This window comes from Lactococcus ileimucosae, from assembly GCF_943193185.1.
Classification (GTDB): domain Bacteria; phylum Bacillota; class Bacilli; order Lactobacillales; family Streptococcaceae; genus Lactococcus; species Lactococcus ileimucosae.
In genome coordinates, this window is sequence record NZ_CALPDE010000007.1 from 35,101 (window position 1) to 56,204 (window position 21,104).

Consider the following 21,104-nt stretch of genomic DNA (forward strand, 5'->3'; position numbering starts at 1 on the left):
TTTATCCTTTGACTTCTTCAATTTGATGCAAATCAAGTTCTACTGGTGTTTCACGTCCAAACATGTCCACCATAACTTTAATCTTGTCATCGCCTAAAACTTCAGTAATGGGTGCTTCAAATCCTGAGAAAGCACCGTCGATAATGCGCACACGCTTACCAACGAAGATATCAAAGTCAATTTCACGCACAACTTTACCCATACCAATAAGGATTTCTTGAATTTCTTCTTCAAAAAGCGGCGTCGGCTTTGAACGGTTACCGTGTGAGCCTACAAACCCTGTAACGTTCGGTGTATTACGGACGATAAACCAAGCCTCGTCTGTCATGTTCATTTCCACTAAAACATAACCTGGGAAGAGATTTTCTTCAACATCTTTCATTTTACCGTTCACTTCTGTGCGAACCGTTTCTGTTGGAATCTCAACGCGAAGAATTTTATCTGCCATATTATAAAGTTCTGCACGCTCAAGCAAATCTTCTTTAACTTTTTTTTCGTAACCAGAGTAAGTTTGGATAACAAACCAGCCTTGGTCAAAACTTGTCAATGTACTTTCGTCCATTTGAGCACCTCTTTTTTATTTATTTTCAAATTTGTAAGTTCATGGTCTGAACGGATTGTATAAGAAAAAGGCTCTCGCCTTTTCCTTCATTATATCACTAATTACGTACAAATGGAAGTAGGTACTGTACAGCACTTGTAATACCATTTTGCGTTACCCAGTCGAAAATCATCAAAAAGATGAGGAAGAAAACAGTATATTCAATAACCATGAAAAAATCAATAACAGACTGTTTACGTGTCGGCCACGTTGTTAACTTCATTTCTTTGACAACACTACCAATAAATTTAAACATTTACTTTATCTCGTTTCTTTATGCAAAGTATGTTTGCCACATCGTGAGCAAAACTTTTTGACTTCAATGCGTTTTTCTTTTGCTGTCTTTGACAGTTGGAGAGAGTAGTTTCTCGAGCCACAGACAGTGCATGCCAATCCCGCTTTTTTTAACATGCTATTATTTTAGCAGAACTCCGAAAAAAATTCAAATCTCTCTATTTTTTCGCCATACTTTCCAAAATCAAGCGTGTATAATTCATCGCGCCTTGATCTTTTGGATGAATACCGTCACTATAGAACCATGAACTTTGGTTTTCCGAAAGACCGTGCCAATCAATAATTGTCAAATTGGGATACTTTTTAGCCATCTCTTTTAGCTGATTATTATTACTCTTTTCCCAAGGACGGGGCATGAGATTATTAATCCAGTAAACAGGCTTATCACCAACTTCTTGCATAATCTTTTCCACATAATTCGTATTCCCAATAGTTAGTGTTCCATTTGTGCCTAAGCCAATCAAAATAGCATCTGCCTTTTGAACAGCCTCCTTATTTTCCGCTAAAATCGTCGCCCCTGAATCTACTTGCTCTCCTACAACAGCCTTAATCGTCATTCTTGGAAAGGCTTCTTGCAGATCTGTTGAACCTGCGACCATGACAGAATCTCCAACTGCAAAAATTTTCATTTCACTTGCTCTTTCTGCAACCACGGGATCAACACCGTATTTTTCAGCAATACTTTTGAGAGGGGCGCTAACACGCGCATTTGCAGCTTTCAAGTTAGCCTCTTCAAGTGCTTTTTGCTGTTCCATAATCTTAGCTTCTAAGACCTGTTGATCATGTGGAGACTTGGGAGAGGTTAAGATGATAAGCAAGGAAGCGCTTACTAAAATGACAACTGCAAGTGCTTTTTTGGGTAATGCTCGCCACCTCTCTCGCTGAATGTCTTCTGCCTTTGTTTTAATCCATGGCCATAATTTACTATAATCATAAGCCACAAGTGGGCTTTCAATAAAACGATAAGAGAGTTCAGACAAAGCAAAAACCAGCAACAACTGCCAGATAACATTGTACCAGCTTGTAGGATTAATAATTTTTGCAGCTGCTAGAGCAAATACGGGCAGCTGCCATAAATAAATGCCATAGGAACGAGAGCCGATATAATCAAAAATCCTATTCGAAAATATTCTGTTCGCTTTCAAACCTGGATGTACAACTAAGGCAATTAAAAGCATCGATAAGAGACTAACAAACCAGAGGCCGCCATAGTATGTAATTGGACTCTGCGCTGGCATAAAGATATACAAGAGCAAAGTAAGAGCAAGAACACCTAGTAATAGATTGCGGCCAAATGCTTGCCCTTTCTTGTTCAACTTAGCATGACTTTTGTTCAGTGGCCAGACGAAAGCCATACTCGCGCCCATGAAAAGACTAAAAACACGTGTATCTGTCCCATAGTAAACACGTGTTGGGTCTTGCCCAACCTTATACTGGGCAATCATCAAAATCAATGAGATTATAGCTAAAAAGTTAATCAATAAAAAACTATGTTTCTTATGGCGAATAAATTTCACTAAGAAAATGACTATCAGCGGCCAGAAAAGAAAGAATTGCCCTTCAATTGCGAGGTAATATATATGTTTAAAAGGTGATTCACCTGCCGAATCAGCAAAATAAGACGACCCTTGTTGGATCTGCCACCAGTTCTGGACCATAAAAACACTTGACAAGAAGTTTGACCGCAAACCTTTCATCTGATTGTTCTGGAAGAACAACAGATATGGAGAGACAATCAGAAAGACAACCAAAAGCATGGGATAAATACGCTTCATTCTTTTTTTCCAAAATTTAAGAGGGCTTATCTTTTTAGTCCCCTTAAACTCCCTTAGTAATGAGTCCGTCACCAAATAACCGGAGAGTACAAAGAAGAGAACAACTCCTAAAAAGCCACCCTGAATTTTTTCTGGATAGAGATGATAGAAAATGACAGCAAAAACCCCTAAGGTACGCAAGCCGTTGAAACCACTAACAAAACGTTTTTTTGCTTCCACCATTGTCCTCCTTCTAAAAAATAAATTTTAATTTCACTACTTATTTTACTCTGTTTAGACTAACTTTTGGCTCACATTTTTGTAAGAAAAAAAGCCGTGGCATGACTTTTTTCTAACTTATGCACTATCTCTATTTTACCACTTTTAATAATATTTTAGAACATTTTACCTATTGAAAAATCCAGTAATATTGTCCCAAATATTTTTAGCAGCATTTTTGGCATCATCAACTGTTTTTTGGAAATCAAATCCACCGCCTGAATCTGAGGAAGCACTGCTAGAAGCTTCACTTTTCGGTATATTCCCTGTCGTATTTTGCGCACTTTGCTCTTGATAAACAATCGCATCTTGCTGATCACGGAGTGCTGTCCAGGCTGGGGTAATAGGAGCAATGTTATGCATGGCATAGGCATTTTCAGCTGTGAACGCTGTCCCCGCCGTATAAGGTAACAGATAGCTTGCTATATTCCGGAAAATCACAGAGGGTTGTCCTTCAGACGTCCCCTGCAGTTGTTGTTGCTCATTTGTTTCATTTGGAAAGCCAATCCAAAGTGCAATCGCAATGTCTGGTGTGTACCCGACAACCCATTGGTCCGTTGTATTGTTGGTTCCCGTTTTACCCGCCATAGCATAACTAGCAGGAGCTGCATTCCAAGCCGAACCATTCGTAAATGTACCCAACATCATGGCATTCATCTTCTCCGCCACTTCCTTCGTCATAATACGCTTTTGCGTAACATTGGCTGTAGCAATTGTATCACCAGCTGCATTTTCAATTTTTGTAATCAGATGTGCACTGTTCATTACTCCATCATTGGCAAATGTTGCATAGGCCTGTGCCATTTCCAAAGGATTCGTTTCAACACCAGAGCCAAGAACTGTTGATAAAGTATCATTTTCGTTTTCCTTCTTAAGGTTCAAACCAAACTCCCGTCCCACAGCATTACCTTTTTCAGGCGTGATAGCCCGATAAGTGTTAATCGCTGGAATATTATAGGAATTCGCCAGAGCTTGATACATGGGAACAGTGCCTAGATATTCACCACTGTAATTCTGTGGTTTCCAGTTATTTGGCGGATAAGTTGTAGGTTTATCCTCTAAAATTTTGTCAATCGCCCAACCTGCCTGAACAGCGGGGAGATAAGCAATGAGAGGTTTGATAACTGATCCCGTAGAGCGTCTGGACTGTGTCGCATAGTTAAAGTCGAAAAAGCTGTTATGATTCTCAGACGTAACATTCCCGACAAGCGCTTCGACACCCCCAGTCTTTGGATTTATCGCAACAGCGCCTGACTGTGCATGTGTACCATCAGCGGCTTGGGGGAAAAGAGCAACATTATCATAAGTAACCTGCATCCCTGCCTGCTTATTCTGGTCTAAAGTCGTATAAATCTTGTAACCATCATTCATGATATCTTGAAGACTGAGACCATATTTACGTTGTGCTTCAGCGATTACAGCATTGAAGTAACTTGGATATTTGTAAGCTGATGACTGAGGAACATAGGTATCTTTAAGCTTGGATTTTAGATCAATCGAAGCATAACTGTCAGCCTCAGTTTGTGTTAGATAACCCGCGCTTACCATGTTTTGTAAGACAGTATTACGTCGCGGCGTTGCGTATTTTCCATCCTGATAAAGTGGGTTGTAAATTTCCGGTCCTTTAAGCATACCAGCGAGTGTTGCCGCATCATCTACTGTGACTTGGTTTGCAGAGACGCCAAAGTATTTCCTACTCGCATCTTCAATGCCCCAAACACCATTACCAAAATAAGCGTTATTCAAATACATTGCAAGAATCTCTTGCTTGTTGTAATGTTTATTAATTTCTAAAGCCAAGAAGAACTCACGTGCTTTACGGTCAATAGTTTGTTTCTGAGTAAGATAGGCATTTTTGGCCAGCTGTTGGGTAATTGTTGAACCACCCCCAAACCGTCCAAAAGTAAAGGTGGCTAAAGCAAAACGACTGAGGTTTACCCCATGATTTTCATAGAATGTGCGGTCTTCTGTCGCTACAACAGCATTTTTAATATTGTCACTAATTTGGTCAAACTTAACAGTTGTCCCCTTGCTGCCATAAAGAAGCCCAGCTTCATCCCCATTTTTATCTACAATTTGTGTTTGAGCATCAATTGATTTTTGCAAAATTGAAACATTGGCTGTCTTAGCCAAATAAAAAAGATAAGACCCAATTGCTAAAATCATGACCAACACAGCAATGATGGTGATCTTGGTTAAGTTATACTTCTTCCAAAAGCGTTTGACTGGACGTAAAAACTGCCTTATTTTCTCTGTATAAGGCGCTATGATTCTTAAATATTTTTTTATACCTCTCAGGTCTTCAAGCGGAACTTCCGCTTCTTTCATCGCCTTTTCTTCTATATTATTGTTTTTCTCTATACTTTTAGATGACGTCTTATTTTTAGCACGCCGGCTAAAACTTTGGTTTTTGTCTGACATGAATTTAAAAAATCCTTTGTTCTATGTTTTGCCTATTCTAACAAAAAAGGCTTTGTGTTACAATACTCTATATGAAATTTAGTTTAATTTTACCAAAAAAAATTAAAAAGCAAAGTGTTTCGCATCTATTAGAGTACACATGGTCAATGCCTCGCAAGCAAAGACATCTTTTGCGTATGAAAAAGCATCTTTTCATCAATGGACTGCTTGCAAGCTGGGAAGAAACTGTTGAACCAAGCGACGAAATAACACTTATTTTTGATCAAGAAGATTTTGCTTCTCTTACTGTTGAACCGGGAAATCCGGTGCTCGCAGATATCTTATATGAAGACGAACATCTTGTCATCGTCAATAAGCCCGAAGGTATGAAAACACACGGCAATAGTCCTCAAGAGTTGGCACTACAAAATCACGTTACAGCCTCTCTCAATGCCCCAGTATTTGTCGTACACCGTTTAGATAAAGAAACCTCTGGAGCCGTTCTCTTTGCTAAAAATCAATTTATCTTGCCCATTATTGGGAAAATGTTTGAAGAAAACGAAATTCACCGCTCCTATTATGCAGTCATCCAAGGTCATTTTAGCGAAAAAAGCTTAACTCTCCATAAAAATATAGGAAGAGACCGGCACAATCGCCAAAAATATGTAGTCAGTAAAAAAGGGAAAAAAGCCATCACTCATATAGAAACTCTGGACAAGAATAAGAAGCAATCTTTGGTACGCTGCACACTAGATACTGGGCGTACTCATCAAATACGCGTTCATCTCTCAAGTGAAGGGCACCCTATTATCGGGGATCCGCTCTATAATCCCCACTCAATAAAGAACCGGATGATGCTTCATGCTGAAAAAATAAGTTTTGTTCATCCATTATTTGAGGAACCAATCGAAATAGAAGCTCCAAGTGATACTTTCCTCTATGAAAAAAGTCCACTTTTTAAAAGTGGACTCTAGGAGTTTTATGAAAAGATTTTTTTAGGAAGAACCTTATTATAGTGAAAACTTCTTAAAATAAGCTTAAGTTCTATTTAATTGTCTCTTTCAAAGCTCTTAGATTTTCTTCCATAATTGTCAGGTAACTTTCGCCTGCTTTTTTTTGTTCATCTGTCAGTCCTTCAACTGGGTTAATAGGCAATAATCTAGCTCCCGCTTCTCTTGCTAGAGTTTCTGCAAGTTTACTGCTAGAATTCTCCTCTGAATAAACTGTATTTAAGTTGGATTTTCGCATCTCGTCTCTCAGTTTAATCAAAGTGGAACTTGAGGGCTCCATCTCTGGATCAAGTCCTGTGATAGCAACGGGTGTCAAGCCATAGTCACGTCCCAAATAGGCAAAAGCTTCATGCTGTGTAATAAACGTCTTGTTCTTAGCCGTTTTTAACTGATCAAAATCCTGATCAATTTTTTTCAACTTATCCATATAGCTGTCGGCATTTTTAGTGAAATCTTCCTTATATTCAGGGAATTTTTTAGACAATTCTTCCGCAATATAGCGTACTTCTAGAAGAGCAGACTTTGGACTAACCCATGTATGAGGGTCATCGCCAATCTTTTCTACAGGAGTACTGGCCTCTATTTTTATACCTTTGTTTTTCGCAGAAGATGCCCACTTTTCAAGATTTTTTGAATTGTAAACAATAGCATCTGCATTGGTCAAAGTAGTCATATCTTTGGCACTCGGCTCAAAATCATGCGCTTCTTGATTAGCAGGAACGATATTGACAATATCAACTTTATCGCCTACGATAGCTTTAGTGAACTCATACATTGGCTCAAAGGTTGTTACAATTTGCGGCTTGCTGTCTGCTGCTTTTTGACAGGCCGTCAAAAAGAGCAAAACAGGAATAAGTAATAAGAGAGTATATTTTTTCATAAAGCTAGTATAATATAAAGTTGAAATAATGTCAACCAGTTAAGTATTTTTTAGTTCAGTTTCCACTTTCTAAACGCTTATCAAGCTTTTCTCTTAGTTGAGTTTCTAAACGGTCACGTTGCAGCACTCTTTGTTTTTTAGCATTCACTGCTCCCTGTAAATAGTATTGTAAAAGTAAGCTAAATATAAGAGAAAGAGCAAGAGTATAAGCTAAAATACTCGCTTTCAATTTTACTCCTCTAAAAATCTGTATAAAAATGTACGACTGCCTCCTTTTTCAAAAAATAGAATAATTTTTATCTTCTGTCCTTTTTGACTTATCTCTGCTTTTTTCAAATGGTGGATTATAGGTTGATAACCTCTGCCAGCTGCATTTGTTTTTCGAAAATCTCCGCGTGAGGATAAACCAAATCGCAAAGGAACTTTTTTATTTACATAGAGATAGTTATCCTCTACTTTGTCTAATTTTGCTCCCTCAAGCTCACCTCGCATCAAGTTACAAAATAATTGCCAGTCTTGTGTATGATCCATTGTGGCTTGTTTCACTTCTTCATGAAAAAGCTTTGTCATACTTAAAAACAATAAGAAGGTCCCAGATAATACCAGTAAAGCAATAAGTGATTCCAAAAGTGTGAAGCTATAAAGCTTTCTTTTTTTCAAGAGTGATAAGTACCTTTCCAGATTCCCAGACAACGATTTTTGAAGGGCTTTCCTCAATAAAAACTTCTACATCATTTATTTTCAAACGTTCCTCTCCTATATCTACCGCCATAAGCGCCACATTTAGTGCCTCTATTTTCCTATTTTCTTCATATGTTTGTTTTTTGACTTGTATGACTTGATTCAAAACAAAAGTGACTAAAAAAATGAGTAAAGTCATAGCTACCATGCTCTCCAACAAAATATGAGCTTCAAGAGATTTTTTTCCTATATTTTCCACTTCCGATTTCTAATTGATAAGATACCGTTTTCCCCTGATAAGGCAGATAGAGGGATATTTTCTGTAAACTTGAATTTCCTGCATTTTTATCGAAAGTAATGGAGAAATCATTGATTTCCACTTCCTCTGGTACCTTTAATTCTTCCTCCTGACTACGCAAATAACCTTTTATAGACTGTAATGTCTGACTTTCTCGTTTTAGGCTCGCAAGATACTGTGTGTCCTTATACAAGCGCTCAAACTGTAAAACAAAAATCTCAGCACGTGCAACACGTATCCCTTGCCTTACAGAACCTGCAAAAACCATAATGACAAAGGAACATATGAAAAGAACCAGCAAGCTTTCTAAAAGAGTGAATCCCTTAATTCGGTACATGACGTTTGGCATTAGGATTTTTTGAATAATAGTCGTTATAGCTGTCAGCTTGCTTTTGCGTAATCAAACCAGAAGAAACAAGTTTTCCCAAACTTGGGCCCTCTTGCTTATCCAACTGGTAGAGCTCCGCTTGACTTTCAACAACTTTCACAACAGCAGTCTGACCTGTATTTTCTATATTTTTCTTTTCTCTAGCTAGGTTAGGAATGAATAGCAAAAGTAAAACGCTAATAATAAGCAAAACAACAAGCATTTCAATCAAAGTAAAAGCTTTTAGGGTTTTATTTTTCATCCTTATCTCCATATCTTTTTTACATTACAGATCCCATGTTATTGTATATGGGAAGTAGCATTGCGACATAAATTAAAATAATCAATACTGCGACAATCAGAAAAACCAGTGGTTGAATAAGCTGCATTGCTCTTTCTATTCTTTCAAAAAATCTTGACCAGCTTTCTTCAGAAAAAACCATCAGCTCCTGACCCAATTTTGACTTGAGTTCCCCATACTCAACAATCAATGAAAGTTCCTTTGTAAATATCGGATAAACCCTCAATGCTTCTTCAAACTTTTTCCCACTGTCCAATGAATAAAGAAGCTCTAAACCAAATTCTCTGAAAATACGACTTTTCTGCTCCTCCATGATAAAACAAATTTGACGTAAGTCCACTGCCTGAGCAAGCAAGTTGCCCCATTCTCTTGAAAAATAAGCGGTCAGATAAAGCTGTACAAAACTTCCTATGATGGGCAGTTTAACAAGTACTCTCATGTTTTCTAAAGCCGTCTTTTTCTTAAAATAAAGCTTGCAGATTAGGAAGAAAGCAACTGACATTAGTATGCTCGATAAAAAAAGGAGGGGTAAGTTTTGAATAATTTTAACGGCTAGACTCGTGTTTTCTTCCAGTTGGGGCAATAAATAGTTTTTCAGTCCCAACATAATAAAAGTCAAGAAAACGAGAAGAATTAAGGGATAAGTAGCAACTTGAATCAACTTTTTTCGAATGTTCAAAACGCGAGTCAGATTCTGTTCAACCAAACCTAACGTAAGTTCAATATTCCCATGTGATTCTGCCAAAGACAACTGTGTCACGACATCTCCAGAAAACTTGAGATCATCTAAAATACCTGAAAGGCTCTTTCCTCTCAATAAACCCTTTCTCATCTGAGAGGTAAATTGCTTTTCCGTCAAGCCAGAGCGCTCAAGAAAATCAATAATTTCTCCGATATGAAAGCCGCTCGTGAAAAGATTGTTCATCAACTGAATAAGTTTAATTTGTCTAACGAGGCTCAATTTTTTCCTGCGAAGCTGTAGCAGGTGAGATAAATCCATCTGTAACCAACTGATCAATCTGTGCATTCCAGAGTTCCGGCTGCCAATCTTCAAATTCTTTTTTCTCATAAACAAGCAGTCCTTTTCCTGCAATTAAGCGTTGATAAATTACCCTTTGAAGACTGGAACGCAACTCCCAATCCGTTAATCCCAGTTCTTTCAAGCGCGCAACTACGCCTGAGATGGAGCGTGCATGGACTGTCGAAAAAACAGTATAGCCTGTCAAACTTGCCCGTAAAACTGCTTTAGCCGTCTGACTGTCACGTATTTCTCCAACAATAAGCAAGTCAGGCCTGTGACGAAGGGAAAGCTTAATCAAAGCATCATAGTCATTTCCGATTACCTTATTCACTTGAAGCTGTAAGAACTCTTCCTCGACAAGCTCTACTGGATCTTCAATACAAATAACTTGTTGATTTTTAAAATACTGCCGCGCACATTCATACATCAAGCTGGTTTTACCTGAACCAACCGGTCCTGAGAAAAGATAAAGCCCCCTCCCACCGATCATATCTTCAAAGATATCATTATGCCAGAAATCTAATTGAACTTGTCCATGGTGCAAGAGACGTATAACCATGCTCTCCTGTCCTTCAAAATCACCAACGGTAGATAGACGCAAGCGCTGTTCCCTGCCGTCTAACACATAAGAACAAGAGCCTAACTGTGCTCGTCTACTTTCTCCGAGATTCATACCAGATACAAACTTCATATGCGCAATCAGGGCTTGCCCCTGCTCAAGGGATAGGTCTTGCTCAAATCTTCTTTCGGTCGCTGTACGAAAATAAAGTTGATAACTTCCCCGCACAGCCACTAAATAAAGATCGTGCACTTTTTCTTCTACTGCTTGATGTAAAATTTTTTTCGCCAAATCTTGTATCATTCTGTCTCCCCTTAGATAAACCACACTGATTAGTACGAAAAAACTCGTGCATTGTCACAATATTTTTGAAAAAAAAAGAACACAGCTTGCTGTGCTCCGCATTGCGTGTGTCCCTCCTGATGAACTAAAGTAAAGCGAAATGAAAAAAACCTGTTCAAAAGACAGGCTCAAAATTTTCAATTAGAATTTTTTACGTTTACGTGCAGCTTCTGACTTGCGTTTAGCTTTTACAGAAGGTTTTTCGTAGTGTTCACGTTTGCGGAGCTCTTGAAGAGTTCCAGCTTTTGTTACTGAACGTTTGAAACGGCGGAGAGCGTCGTCAAGCGATTCATTTTTACGAACGATAGTTTTTGACATTGATTTCACCCCATTTCATTTTCATATTTGCTCCCTAAAGAGCACCTTTAGCATTCTATCAAATTTTTCTTAGTTTGTCAAATTCTTTTACACTATGTTTATGTCGTAAATCTCCGTAGGCCAAAAATAATGACGGATTTCTTGAAAAAAGATAGAAAAAGCGGAGTTTACTCTCTTACGCAAGCTCAACACTGCTGGCTTATGCCTTTTTATATCTGACTTATCTGTATTCTTTTTCCAAGCGAATAGCTAAACCTGTATAATTTGTGAAATAATTATCAACGCCTAAAGAAATTGCTTTTTTAATATCCGCTTCACTACTCAAAGTCCAAGCACTCGCAGCTTTATTTTGTTTATGTACTTTATCAACATTATCCTTGTTCATGATGCTCCAAACCATACAAATCGTATGAGCCACCGATGAATTCAAGGCTTGTTCAAACTCTGCCTGAGTACCTACAAGGCGCATTTGGGGCATATTAGGAGCCACAACATCTACTTTCTTGAGAACCTCTTCCACAAAACTTTGAGATACAACATTATTTTCCAAAGCATTTTGACGAACCATATTCACAAAAGGGACGACCTGTGCAAGAGGGTCTGCAGCTTTAAGTTCGACAATATAATTCACCTTGTTCCCATATCTCTCAAATACGGACTGAAGAGTATGGATTGGTTCTCCATTAGCTACTCTAAGTTTTGAAATTTCAGAATCAGTCATCTCTGAATATAATTTATCCACTCCTGTCAAGCGTTTGGCTGATAAATCATGTGAAACATATAAAGTTTTATCTTTTGAAACCACAACATCTTGTTCAATGTTCTTTGAGCCTTGCTGTATTGCTAAGTCGTACGCCGCAAATGTGTGTTCTACACGTTCTGCACTTCCTCGATGTGAAATGACATATTTCCATGGATCAGCAACTGGCACATGAGGTTCTACTGTTGCAACTTTATTATAAAAGCGATAAATGAACGCTGCCATCTCCCCTCGTGTAATCGATGCATCCGGTCTAAATGTGGTTGGTGTATAACCTGTCGTGATTTCTTTAGAATATAACCAACCTATATCATTTTTAAACATACTGTTTTGAGCATCTTTAAAAGGTGAATCGTACTTCCCGTCCTTTGGCGTCTTTCCAGATTCTTTTGCCATTCTATGCAAAAAGGCTGCCATTTGTCCACGGGTTACATTTCCATTTGGATTGTAGTGTGGTATCGTGCCATTTGAAATATTTGCTGCTGTCAACCAAAGAATCTGATTTTTATACTGGTTGATATCCGTATAAACATTGAATGGAGGTGTATAGCCTGGAGCTCCAGCTAAACGGTGGAGAAATACGGCCATCTCACCCCGCGTAACGTAATAATCTGGTTTATATGTAGTTGGTGTGTAACCTGTGGTAATTCCAACACTATAATTCCAGTTGATATAATTTTTGTAAATAGAGTGAGAGATGTCCTTAAATGGAGAAGAACCTGGATTTTTTACTGCTAATGCTTTTAAGTTAACTGGAATCTTGGGTAGATTTTTCCCCCTATCTAAACTATACTCAGATTGTTCTTCGGCTTGTTGCTCTGGCTTAATTTCAGTTGCATTAACCTTTCTCTCAGTTTCACTACTGTTGTCTGAAACTTCTTCAGTATCTGAGCGAACAGTTCCTGCAACAGAACTGCTCGTGTCTTTACTGACTGGACTTTCATCCATATATTGGGGACCTTCACTCTCTGGTGCTTCTGATGAGCCACTATTATCAGCTCCCTCTATTCTATCTAAAGAACTATGAGTAGTGATTTCACTAGCTCCTGTAACGACACCTTGTAAAGAGGATAAAAACACTGTACCCAGCATTAAAAGCCTTTGATATTTTTTCAAGCCAAACTTCCTTTTTTTCATACTTTCTCCCACAAACTCTCTCATTCATTATCTAACTGCTAATTATTCATACTCATCCTAACATATTTTCTAAGATTCTGCTTCCCATTAGAAAGCAAAATACAAAAATTACTGTTCAGTGTCTTCTATCATTTTCCCCACAAGTCTAGTCATAAATTAATGACATTTTGACAGGCAAAAAAAGAGGAGAGATGTCTCTCCCCTCTTAAGCGTTGATATAAATTGTCTTTTATCATACGGAAATTCTTGAGAATTGCAGCCTTATATAGAAACAGACCAAAGTTGCTTTTATTAATTATTGTACTGAATAGTTAGGAGCCTCTTTGGTGATTTGCACGTCATGCGGATGTGACTCTTTCAATCCAGCACCTGACATCTCGATGAATTGTGCAGATTCATGCAAAGCAAGAATATTCTCTGCGCCAGTATAACCCATTCCTGATTTCAAGCCACCAACCATTTGGAAAATGATGTCTGTAGCTGTTCCTTTATAGGCAACACGGCCCTCAATGCCCTCTGGTACTAATTTATTTGCTTCATTGACAGCCCCTTGGAAGTAGCGGTCGCTTGAACCTTTCTTCATCGCCGCAAGCGAACCCATGCCACGATACGTTTTGAATTTACGTCCTTGGAAAATTTCAAATTCTCCCGGTGATTCATCTGTACCTGCCAGCATTGAACCAAGCATTACTGCATCTCCACCTGCTGCCAAAGCTTTCACAATGTCGCCTGAATATTTGATTCCACCATCAGCGATGATTGTTTTACCATATTCACGCGCAACTGCTGCTGCATCATAGATAGCAGTAATCTGTGGTACACCAACACCTGCTACAACACGTGTTGTACAGATAGAACCAGGGCCAATACCAACTTTAACGACATCAACACCTGCTTCAAAGAGCGCGCGTGCCCCCTCACCTGTGGCGATGTTTCCTGCAATCAAGGTACGATCTGGGAAGTGATCACGAATCTCTTTGATTTTACGTAAAACACCTGCAGAGTGACCATGCGCAGTATCAATAACAATGGCATCTGCTCCTGCTGCGAAAAGTGCTTCTGCACGGTCAAAAGTATCCGAAGTTACGCCAACTGCTGCAGCAACCAAGAGACGGCCTTGGCTATCTTTTGCTGCATTAGGAAACTCAATCACACGCTCAATATCCTTGATTGTAATTAGACCTGCAAGTTTGCCACTTTCATCAACCAATGGCAGTTTTTCAATCTTGTGCTTTTGAAGAACTTCTTCAGCTTCACGCAATGAAGTGCCCACAGGTGCTGTAATCAAGTTTTCAGAAGTCATAACATTTTTGATTTCTTGATTATAGTTTGAAACAAAGCGCAGGTCACGGTTTGTCAAGATTCCCACAAGTTTACGACTTTCTAATGTTTCAACGATCGGTACACCAGAAATACGGTAAGTGGCCATCAAGTTTTCAGCTTCTTCAATCTTATGCTCAGGCGTTAAGAAAAACGGATCGGTGATAACACCAGACTCTGAACGTTTTACTTTGTGTACTTCCTCTGCTTGATCAGCGATACTCATATTTTTATGAATAACACCAAGTCCACCTTGTCGCGCCATTGCAATCGCCATTTTACTGTCTGTCACAGTATCCATAGCAGCAGAGATAATCGGAATATTCAATGTCAAGTTCTTCGCTAATTTGGTACGCATGTCCACCTCATTTGGTAGCACATGTGATTCCGCTGGAATCAACAATACATCATCAAAAGTGTAACCTTTTTTCAAAAACTTTGTTTCCCAATTTGACATTAAATTTATCCTCCAAATATATATTTTTACTATTCTATCACTATATTTTAGGGATTTCAATGATTTTTTACTCATTTTAAAAAAATTTTTTTAAATAATTTTCATTGCTTTGTGCTTTTTGGTAGAATAAGTAGTGATAGAAAAACTAATAATTAATATAGTAATGAGGAAAAAATGATTAACATAAAAAAAGCAGCCGTTTTGACCGGAATATGTTTCAGCATTCTTGCTGCCCACTCAGTCAAGGCAGAAATTGCTGAAGTTCCAGTAGATAACCACCCAATGGGCTACTATGCCGAAGTACAAACAGCCGAAAATCCTATGGCAGCACCTCTTGATGCTCAAGGAAACTTGGCTGCGGTTGATGAAGATGGGCAAACCGTTAAAGAGGAACTCTCTGAGGAAACAGATATCCCTAAAAATGCAAGCCGTTTTCGTCGATCAGTTGCCAGAGAAAGTGAGCAAACAAATCTAAGAAATGCCCCTTCAGATCTTGTTTCCAATGATGCAAGTTTGCCGCGTAAAGATGCGGTTGATATCGCTTCTTGGCAATCTTGGATGACCCAAAGCGATTTCAACCAGTTAAAGGCGCAGGGCGTTAAAACAGTCATCGTCAAGCTGACCGAAAGTACAAATTATGTCAATCCTTATGCCAAATCACACATCCAAATGGCACAAAGGGCTGGACTTGTAATTGCCGTTTATCATTTCTCTCACTTTTCTGAGTCAGGCAGAACTGCTCAAGCTACAGTAAACAATACAGCTCGAGCAGAAGCAAATTTCTTTGCTTCAATCGCTAAACAGTATGGACTTCCAGCGAGCACTATCATGATTAACGATGCTGAGTATGTTCCAGCTGGCAGTGTCGGCAGTATGCCCTACTGGGATTGGACAATTGCCTCACAGAACTTTGCAGATCAGCTTAAAAAACAAGGCTTTGCTACCACACGTCATTACACTTCAAAAGCTTGGGCCGTTGATGGAACCGGTCAAATGGAGCCAAAAAAATTGGGGGCAAAAAATCTCTGGATTGCCCAGTATCTTTACGGAAAACCTAGTGCATCTAATCTCCAAAATACGCAGTTTGGTGCATGGCAATATACAAGCCAAATGTACTTTACAAACTTTAGTAAACGCAGCCCTTTAGATGTAAGCATTGATTATGCGAATATTTTTAGCAGCGGAGAGCTTCCAAGAATTTCAGTGAAATTTGCTCATCTTCCTGTTAAAAATCCAGGTTCTTCTCCATTTAAAGACATCTCTCACTCCATCTACAAAAATTATATCAACTGGAATTATAGTGTTGGAATTACCACAGGTTACACACCAACTACATATAATCCCGATGCAAATGTCACTCGCGGTGAGATGTCCGTATTTCTTCACCGTTTAGCTGGAGCTCCAGGCTATACACCTCCATTCAATGTTTATACGGATATCAACCAGTATAAAAATCAGATTCTTTGGTTGACAGCAGCAAATATTTCAAATGGCACGATACCACACTACAATCCAAATGGAAATGTAACCCGTGGACAAATGGCGGCCTTCTTGCATCGTACAGCCAAAGCTATGGGGAAAGCACCAGCTTCAGGAACTTATAACTCACCTTTCACAGACATAAATGGTAACATGTTCAAAAATGACATCAACTGGTTAAAATCAAAAGGAATCACAACAGGCTACACGCCTACTACCTTTAGACCTGATGCCAGCATTACTCGTGGAGAGATGGCAGCCTTTATCAATCGCTTTTACAACACTTTACGATAATAGAAAAAACGCTTAACCTGGCATGTTTTATGCATAGGGTTAAGCGTTTTTTGAACTTCTAGAATCCCAAAGGCAACTTTTGTTCTACTCTTCTTATTACAGATAATAGATACCAAACAAGGTAGCAAAAATTAAGATAAAGTTAGAAACAAAAGCAAGGCCGACAGTTAAATATAGGACGGAGCGTTTAGGCAATATTTTGAGTGGAAGAGCTGTATTGGCCAGCCCCAAAGCAAGCAAGGGAATAAATGGTGTAAAATACCTGCCTTGCTGCCCATAGATTGCCCCTGCAACGATGTTATTCGGTGCAGGGTTATAGCCCGCTCCCAAAAATGTCAAAAATCCATGATAAACGCCTAAAAAATTAGCGAGAAAAAGCCCTAAAGCTCCGAAACTTAATAATTTTGATTTTACAAACTTCTCCTCGGACAGCATAACAAGCACTAAGAGAATATACCATGCTCCGGCCACCCAATAAGGCATGTAATTGTAACCTGGATAAGGGGAGACAAGCAAGCCGATAAATATATTATTCGTTGAAAGACCCGGTGCTAAATTCACTGTGAAATTAATAATGATCCGGTAAGCTGAAAACAATAAACTAGGTTTAAGAGTAAAAACAGCAGCCAAAGCCAATAGCAGCAATGCCGTACCAGCAACACCCAAAATCACAAGCTTTCTGTGGTTCAAGTTAAGAAAATTACCTTTTCCTAGCTCTTGACGGCGTTGAAGAAATAGTACAAAAAGCACTAGTGGAAAAAGAGCCACTAAAATCTTTATATTTGTTTTTGTCCCTATCATAACAAAAACTGTCGTGGCAAGCATCGCAAGTGCATACTTCCAATTCATGCGCTTAGCTTCATAAACATTTATCGTAAGCATGAAAACCAGTAATGCTGCAATATAAGAAAGTGTATCATAAGATAAACTTGCTGTTGTAGCTACGATAACTGGTGTTAGGGAAAGCGCCATAAAAAGCAACTTTCCCCGTTTCAAGTACTTAATAATCATACAAATCGCAAAGCTAGAAACTAAACTAGAAACCAAGCGCCCAACGACAACCATGACACCAACAGATGGATAAATATGATAACCTAGCCATACGCCAAGGGCTGGGATTGCATGACCTAGAAAATTAAAGTTTAAGACAGGAGGGATGGAACTTGTTCTTGGAATTTTCTCTATCGGCATTCTTACAATTTGATTTTCAAAGTACTTTTCAAACCAATCGCCTCTCTGATAGGCAACTTCCTGAACATCCGTACCTGTTCCTATGGGTTCACCATAGGCAGACAAATCATTGCTGAGATGGACAATATTTGAGCTCACCGAATAATGCCATTGTCCATCCGGCTCACTAAACAAGGGCATTCCAATAGAGAGAACACTGCTGATTATCACCGCTACTACAAAATAAATTTTATGGAGATTTTTCTCAACCTTATCAAATTCTTTAGTTTTCATATAATCTCCTTACAAATATTTAATGACAGCAAAAACAGAAACAGCGCCTATAAGAATAAAAACAACAATGCTAATACTTATCTTTTTTAGCACATCTATTTTTCTTACAGGAGCATCAGTAATCAATAATGGGTGATATTCATTTTCTCCTGCTGAAAAATCTGGGATGCGCCCATTAAGTGTCGGAAGAGCTGTGTTGGATTTTGAAACAGTGCTTTCACTGATTAAAGTTCCATTCTTTGAAATTCGATGAGAATAATCCACATCAAAATAATGAATCTTATTGTTTGCCGTATAGTTTTGTGCGGGCTTAATCTGATATAGAAAATACTTTTCACCTTTACTCAAACCATATATTTGGATAAGGGAGCGATTGATGTCCCTGTTCTTGTCTAAGTCAAAGTTAAACCGAGTCGTAGCCAGAGGGATAGCGCCACTTCCAGATGCAATCGTGTATCTTCTTCCCCCCTTAATGACTTCGGCAACAGAAGAAAGATTGGTGTCTAAGTCTCCCACTTCTTTCCAAGAACCATCAGGTGAGTATATCTCTTTTGCTTCTCCTCTTTCGCGTCCCAAAACGTATTCTGCACCAGAAGCCAAAGATAGTTTTTCACCGTCAATCATAGCAAAATTAATACCCGAAGTAACCAAATCAGGAGTGGTCGCCAGTTGGATACCATTTCCATTTTGAGTTATCGTTGCCTGCAAAGTTAGATTAAGTTCAAGCGGGTTTGCCGCTGAAATCAGTGCTTTATTCATATGTGTCTTTACGACAACAACAATATCTTGATTCAATCCCTCACTAAAATCTACCGTTGCAGCAACAATGGGAGAGGGACCACTTGCAGTATTTTCATCAAAGGCAAGAATATTTGGAGTAATTTTCACCTCAGGATTTGAACTCTCTATGGAGTCCACAACGAGTTGAGAATTAGCAGGCAGGGACAATGTCACTGAATCTGTCGTGTGCAGTAGATTTCGGTTGATGACAAGATGATATTCCAGACTCTGATCCAATGAAACAACATACTGACCAAAAGTGGTTTTCTCCTCTGGAGTTACACTTTGCAAATTAAACTTCAAGTCTGGACTCGTATTCTCTAAATCAATGGAAAAAGTTTGATTGTTGTTCTGCACATCAATCAACTTGACATAGTTCGACTGAGCATCTAAAATGGCCGTTAATCCTGCAGACAAAGTTGTTTCTGCAATTCCTTTTTGATCGGTAAATTTATTTGTAAATTTGCCTGGTTGATAAAAAGCTACTGGAGACTCTGGTACATCTGGTGTTTCTAAGTTTAATTGCTCAATAATAGCTTTCCCATTAGAAACCAGGATACTGTTCATAATTTTTCTAGCATCTGTATCACTAAGTATAATTCCTGGACCAAACTTCAAACCATTATCAAAAAGAACTTCGTCTCCCTGAACTTTCATCCATTTTGGAGCACTTTGAAGAAAGGTCTTCCATGCTCCCCCCTCAAGAAAGCTTTGTGAAAATTCCCCTTTCTTGATTTGCTGCATAGCAACTTCAACATTCAAGGCACTAAAAGAAGTATTTATGACAGGTGTACCGTTATTGCTCACTTCAATTCTAGTCGATAATTTCTCTACTTGTGCAGCCTGTGCTTTTACTGGGGCAAATAGCATGTTCAAAAAAAGGAGGCCAAAAAACGTACAAAAAAGTATGTATGGCATCTTTCTTTTTAATATGGGTAGATTTTTTTCTAACATGAGCTCTCCATCTTTACCTACGAATTATTCTTCTTTTTCTTGATACATTTCCCAAAGGTCTTTTTTTATTTTAGAAGAAGATGTTTTTCCACGTGGAAAATACATTATTTTCAAATTTGGAAACTGTTCTTTAAGGTTATCAAATTTGCCCCGCCAGTCATCTCCCATGGCAAAAATATCGACATCGAACATATCAATATAGAGCGCTTTATCATCCCATGACTGTTCTGGCACAACCAAATCAACGTAGCGTATTGCTTCTAAGATATATTTTCTCGTATCATACTCCTGATAAGCTCGTTTTTGTTTTTCATTCCAGTTAAACTCATCCGTAGAAACCATAACAATCAAGCGATCACCAAGATTACGCGCATTTTTAAGCATATTGATATGACTCTCATGTATAATATCAAATGTTCCTGCAACTAAGACTGTTTTCATTCTTTTTCCTTTCAATTCCTATACTTAAAATTTATATTTAAGCTTCCAGTAGTGGTAAAACAACCAACCAAATGGGAGTAACGACTGAACAAGGGCTTTCTGACCACTTTCTTGAACAATCTCTTTTCTATTCTTATGCGCAACGTAGCCATAAGCAATGTACAGGAGAGCATTTCTTAAACGAACTTTTAGAGTAAATTCATCTGTCATCGCCATCTTTGCATTGAGCATGGCTCCAAGTGGATTATTGATGAGTAGCATTCTGCCAGAACTTGTATAGCCATCCTCAAGATATTCTGTGATATAGATAATCTTATTAATAAAGAGTGAGTCGCCCTTTTTAGCCATTTCTTTCCAAGCCACTCCTTCACTCATGAAGCGTTCGCTAGGGATATCTGGAAATGGACTTGATTTCATAATTTCAGCATCTATGATTTCTGCCTTATCTCCTTTTATCCCCATATTATACCTGACCTCATTGAAATTTTTAATGAGATAGTTCTCAGGAAACTCTTCCCCTATTACCTCTGTTTCACTGTAGCCTCGTAAAAGGCTAATTCCCATAAGCGCGTTTTCTTTTACAATATTCCATGAGCTAAGAATTGTTTCCACTGCATCAGAAGTCAGGTAGTCATCACTGTCTACAACAAATACAGCATCAGTAGTAACCGCTTTAGCTCCTGTATTTAGGGCCCTATGCTTTCCACCGTTTTCTTGCTTAATATAGACAATCTTTATCTTTTCTTCTTTGATAAATTCGTTGATTAGCTCTTCTGTATTATCACTGCTTCCATCATCGACTACTAACCATGTGAACTCCAGATTGGTCTGCCCTGTTAAACTTTCATAAAGCTTGGGTAAGACATATGCTCTATTGTATGTAGGGGTCAGAATTGTCAAACTATATCCCATG

The 21,104-nt window shown here is 38.6% G+C and carries 22 protein-coding genes; 2 read left to right on the forward strand and 20 right to left on the reverse strand.

What is annotated here, in order from left to right; all coding sequences use genetic code 11:
- Window position 1 precedes the first annotated feature (1 nt).
- From nusG to NFR51_RS04700, 5 genes are all read right to left on the reverse strand, one after another.
- Complete coding sequence (gene nusG / locus NFR51_RS04680; protein WP_277612219.1) at window positions 2–547, reverse strand: transcription termination/antitermination protein NusG; 546 nt, start codon at window positions 545–547, stop codon at window positions 2–4.
- 112 nt (window positions 548–659) lie between these two features.
- Entirely contained in the window at window positions 660–857 is a 198-nt protein-coding gene (gene secE, locus NFR51_RS04685) for a preprotein translocase subunit SecE (RefSeq protein ID WP_202229724.1), read from the reverse strand.
- 5 nt (window positions 858–862) lie between these two features.
- On the reverse strand, window positions 863–1,012 hold the full coding sequence (rpmG, locus tag NFR51_RS04690; protein WP_251712558.1) for a 50S ribosomal protein L33: 150 nt from the start codon (window positions 1,010–1,012) through the stop codon (window positions 863–865).
- A 41-nt stretch (window positions 1,013–1,053) separates the two neighbouring features.
- Window positions 1,054–2,889, reverse strand: a complete 1,836-nt coding sequence (locus NFR51_RS04695) for an acyltransferase family protein (RefSeq protein WP_338147369.1) — start codon at window positions 2,887–2,889, stop codon at window positions 1,054–1,056.
- Between the two features lie 165 nt (window positions 2,890–3,054).
- Entirely contained in the window at window positions 3,055–5,349 is a 2,295-nt protein-coding gene (locus tag NFR51_RS04700) for a PBP1A family penicillin-binding protein (RefSeq protein ID WP_251712560.1), read from the reverse strand.
- Window positions 5,350–5,420: 71 nt separating this feature from the next.
- On the opposite strand from NFR51_RS04700, the gene NFR51_RS04705 reads away from it, so the two are divergent.
- Window positions 5,421–6,302 carry an RluA family pseudouridine synthase gene (locus NFR51_RS04705; RefSeq protein ID WP_251712561.1) on the forward strand — a complete coding sequence of 294 codons (882 nt, stop codon included), beginning with the start codon at window positions 5,421–5,423 and terminating at the stop codon, window positions 6,300–6,302.
- A gap of 70 nt (window positions 6,303–6,372) precedes the next feature.
- On the opposite strand, the gene NFR51_RS04710 is transcribed toward NFR51_RS04705, so the two are convergent.
- The 11 genes from NFR51_RS04710 to guaB all read right to left on the reverse strand — a co-directional run bounded on the left by NFR51_RS04710 (window position 6,373) and on the right by guaB (window position 14,779).
- The gene (locus NFR51_RS04710) at window positions 6,373–7,218 is read right to left on the reverse strand and encodes a metal ABC transporter solute-binding protein, Zn/Mn family (RefSeq protein WP_251712562.1); all 846 of its coding nucleotides are present in this window, start codon (window positions 7,216–7,218) and stop codon (window positions 6,373–6,375) included.
- Window positions 7,219–7,273: 55 nt separating this feature from the next.
- A complete protein-coding gene (locus NFR51_RS04715) occupies window positions 7,274–7,447 on the reverse strand; it encodes a hypothetical protein (protein WP_251712563.1) in 174 nt (57 codons plus the stop codon).
- A 2-nt stretch (window positions 7,448–7,449) separates the two neighbouring features.
- Window positions 7,450–7,878: a competence type IV pilus minor pilin ComGF gene (gene comGF, locus NFR51_RS04720; protein ID WP_251712564.1), complete on the reverse strand. Its 429-nt coding sequence runs from the start codon at window positions 7,876–7,878 to the stop codon at window positions 7,450–7,452.
- Complete coding sequence (comGE, locus tag NFR51_RS04725; protein WP_251712565.1) at window positions 7,856–8,158, reverse strand: competence type IV pilus minor pilin ComGE; 303 nt, start codon at window positions 8,156–8,158, stop codon at window positions 7,856–7,858. Before comGE ends, comGF begins: the two co-directional genes overlap by 23 nt.
- Window positions 8,130–8,534, reverse strand: coding sequence for a competence type IV pilus minor pilin ComGD (gene comGD, locus NFR51_RS04730; RefSeq protein ID WP_251712566.1), 405 nt, complete (start codon window positions 8,532–8,534; stop codon window positions 8,130–8,132). Before comGD ends, comGE begins: the two co-directional genes overlap by 29 nt.
- Window positions 8,521–8,838 carry a competence type IV pilus major pilin ComGC gene (comGC, locus tag NFR51_RS04735; RefSeq protein WP_251712567.1) on the reverse strand — a complete coding sequence of 106 codons (318 nt, stop codon included), beginning with the start codon at window positions 8,836–8,838 and terminating at the stop codon, window positions 8,521–8,523. Before comGC ends, comGD begins: the two co-directional genes overlap by 14 nt.
- A gap of 7 nt (window positions 8,839–8,845) precedes the next feature.
- Window positions 8,846–9,865, reverse strand: a complete 1,020-nt coding sequence (gene comGB, locus NFR51_RS04740) for a competence type IV pilus assembly protein ComGB (protein ID WP_277613152.1) — start codon at window positions 9,863–9,865, stop codon at window positions 8,846–8,848.
- Window positions 9,813–10,748: a competence type IV pilus ATPase ComGA gene (gene comGA / locus NFR51_RS04745; protein WP_251712568.1), complete on the reverse strand. Its 936-nt coding sequence runs from the start codon at window positions 10,746–10,748 to the stop codon at window positions 9,813–9,815. The genes comGB and comGA overlap by 53 nt, the downstream gene beginning before the upstream one ends.
- 180 nt (window positions 10,749–10,928) lie before the next feature.
- Window positions 10,929–11,105, reverse strand: coding sequence for a 30S ribosomal protein S21 (rpsU, locus tag NFR51_RS04750; protein ID WP_003134539.1), 177 nt, complete (start codon window positions 11,103–11,105; stop codon window positions 10,929–10,931).
- Window positions 11,106–11,325: 220 nt separating this feature from the next.
- A complete protein-coding gene (locus tag NFR51_RS04755) occupies window positions 11,326–13,002 on the reverse strand; it encodes an S-layer homology domain-containing protein (protein ID WP_251712569.1) in 1,677 nt (558 codons plus the stop codon).
- 295 nt (window positions 13,003–13,297) lie between these two features.
- Entirely contained in the window at window positions 13,298–14,779 is a 1,482-nt protein-coding gene (gene guaB / locus NFR51_RS04760) for an IMP dehydrogenase (protein WP_251712570.1), read from the reverse strand.
- Between the two features lie 174 nt (window positions 14,780–14,953).
- Here guaB and NFR51_RS04765 point away from each other — a divergent pair, with 174 nt between their 5' ends.
- On the forward strand, window positions 14,954–16,552 hold the full coding sequence (locus tag NFR51_RS04765) for a GH25 family lysozyme (RefSeq protein ID WP_251712571.1): 1,599 nt from the start codon (window positions 14,954–14,956) through the stop codon (window positions 16,550–16,552).
- 96 nt (window positions 16,553–16,648) lie between these two features.
- On the opposite strand, the gene NFR51_RS04770 is transcribed toward NFR51_RS04765, so the two are convergent.
- From NFR51_RS04770 to NFR51_RS04785, 4 genes are all read right to left on the reverse strand, one after another.
- Window positions 16,649–18,016, reverse strand: coding sequence for a DUF2142 domain-containing protein (locus tag NFR51_RS04770; protein WP_251712572.1), 1,368 nt, complete (start codon window positions 18,014–18,016; stop codon window positions 16,649–16,651).
- A gap of 9 nt (window positions 18,017–18,025) precedes the next feature.
- A complete protein-coding gene (locus tag NFR51_RS04775; RefSeq protein WP_251712573.1) occupies window positions 18,026–19,666 on the reverse strand; it encodes a surface protein in 1,641 nt (546 codons plus the stop codon).
- 108 nt (window positions 19,667–19,774) lie between these two features.
- Complete coding sequence (gene tagD / locus NFR51_RS04780; RefSeq protein ID WP_202229696.1) at window positions 19,775–20,191, reverse strand: glycerol-3-phosphate cytidylyltransferase; 417 nt, start codon at window positions 20,189–20,191, stop codon at window positions 19,775–19,777.
- Window positions 20,192–20,215: 24 nt separating this feature from the next.
- Window positions 20,216–21,103 (reverse strand): glycosyltransferase family 2 protein, encoded by an 888-nt coding sequence (locus NFR51_RS04785; RefSeq protein ID WP_251712574.1) that lies wholly within the window; start codon window positions 21,101–21,103, stop codon window positions 20,216–20,218.
- Window position 21,104: the final 1 nt, after the last annotated feature.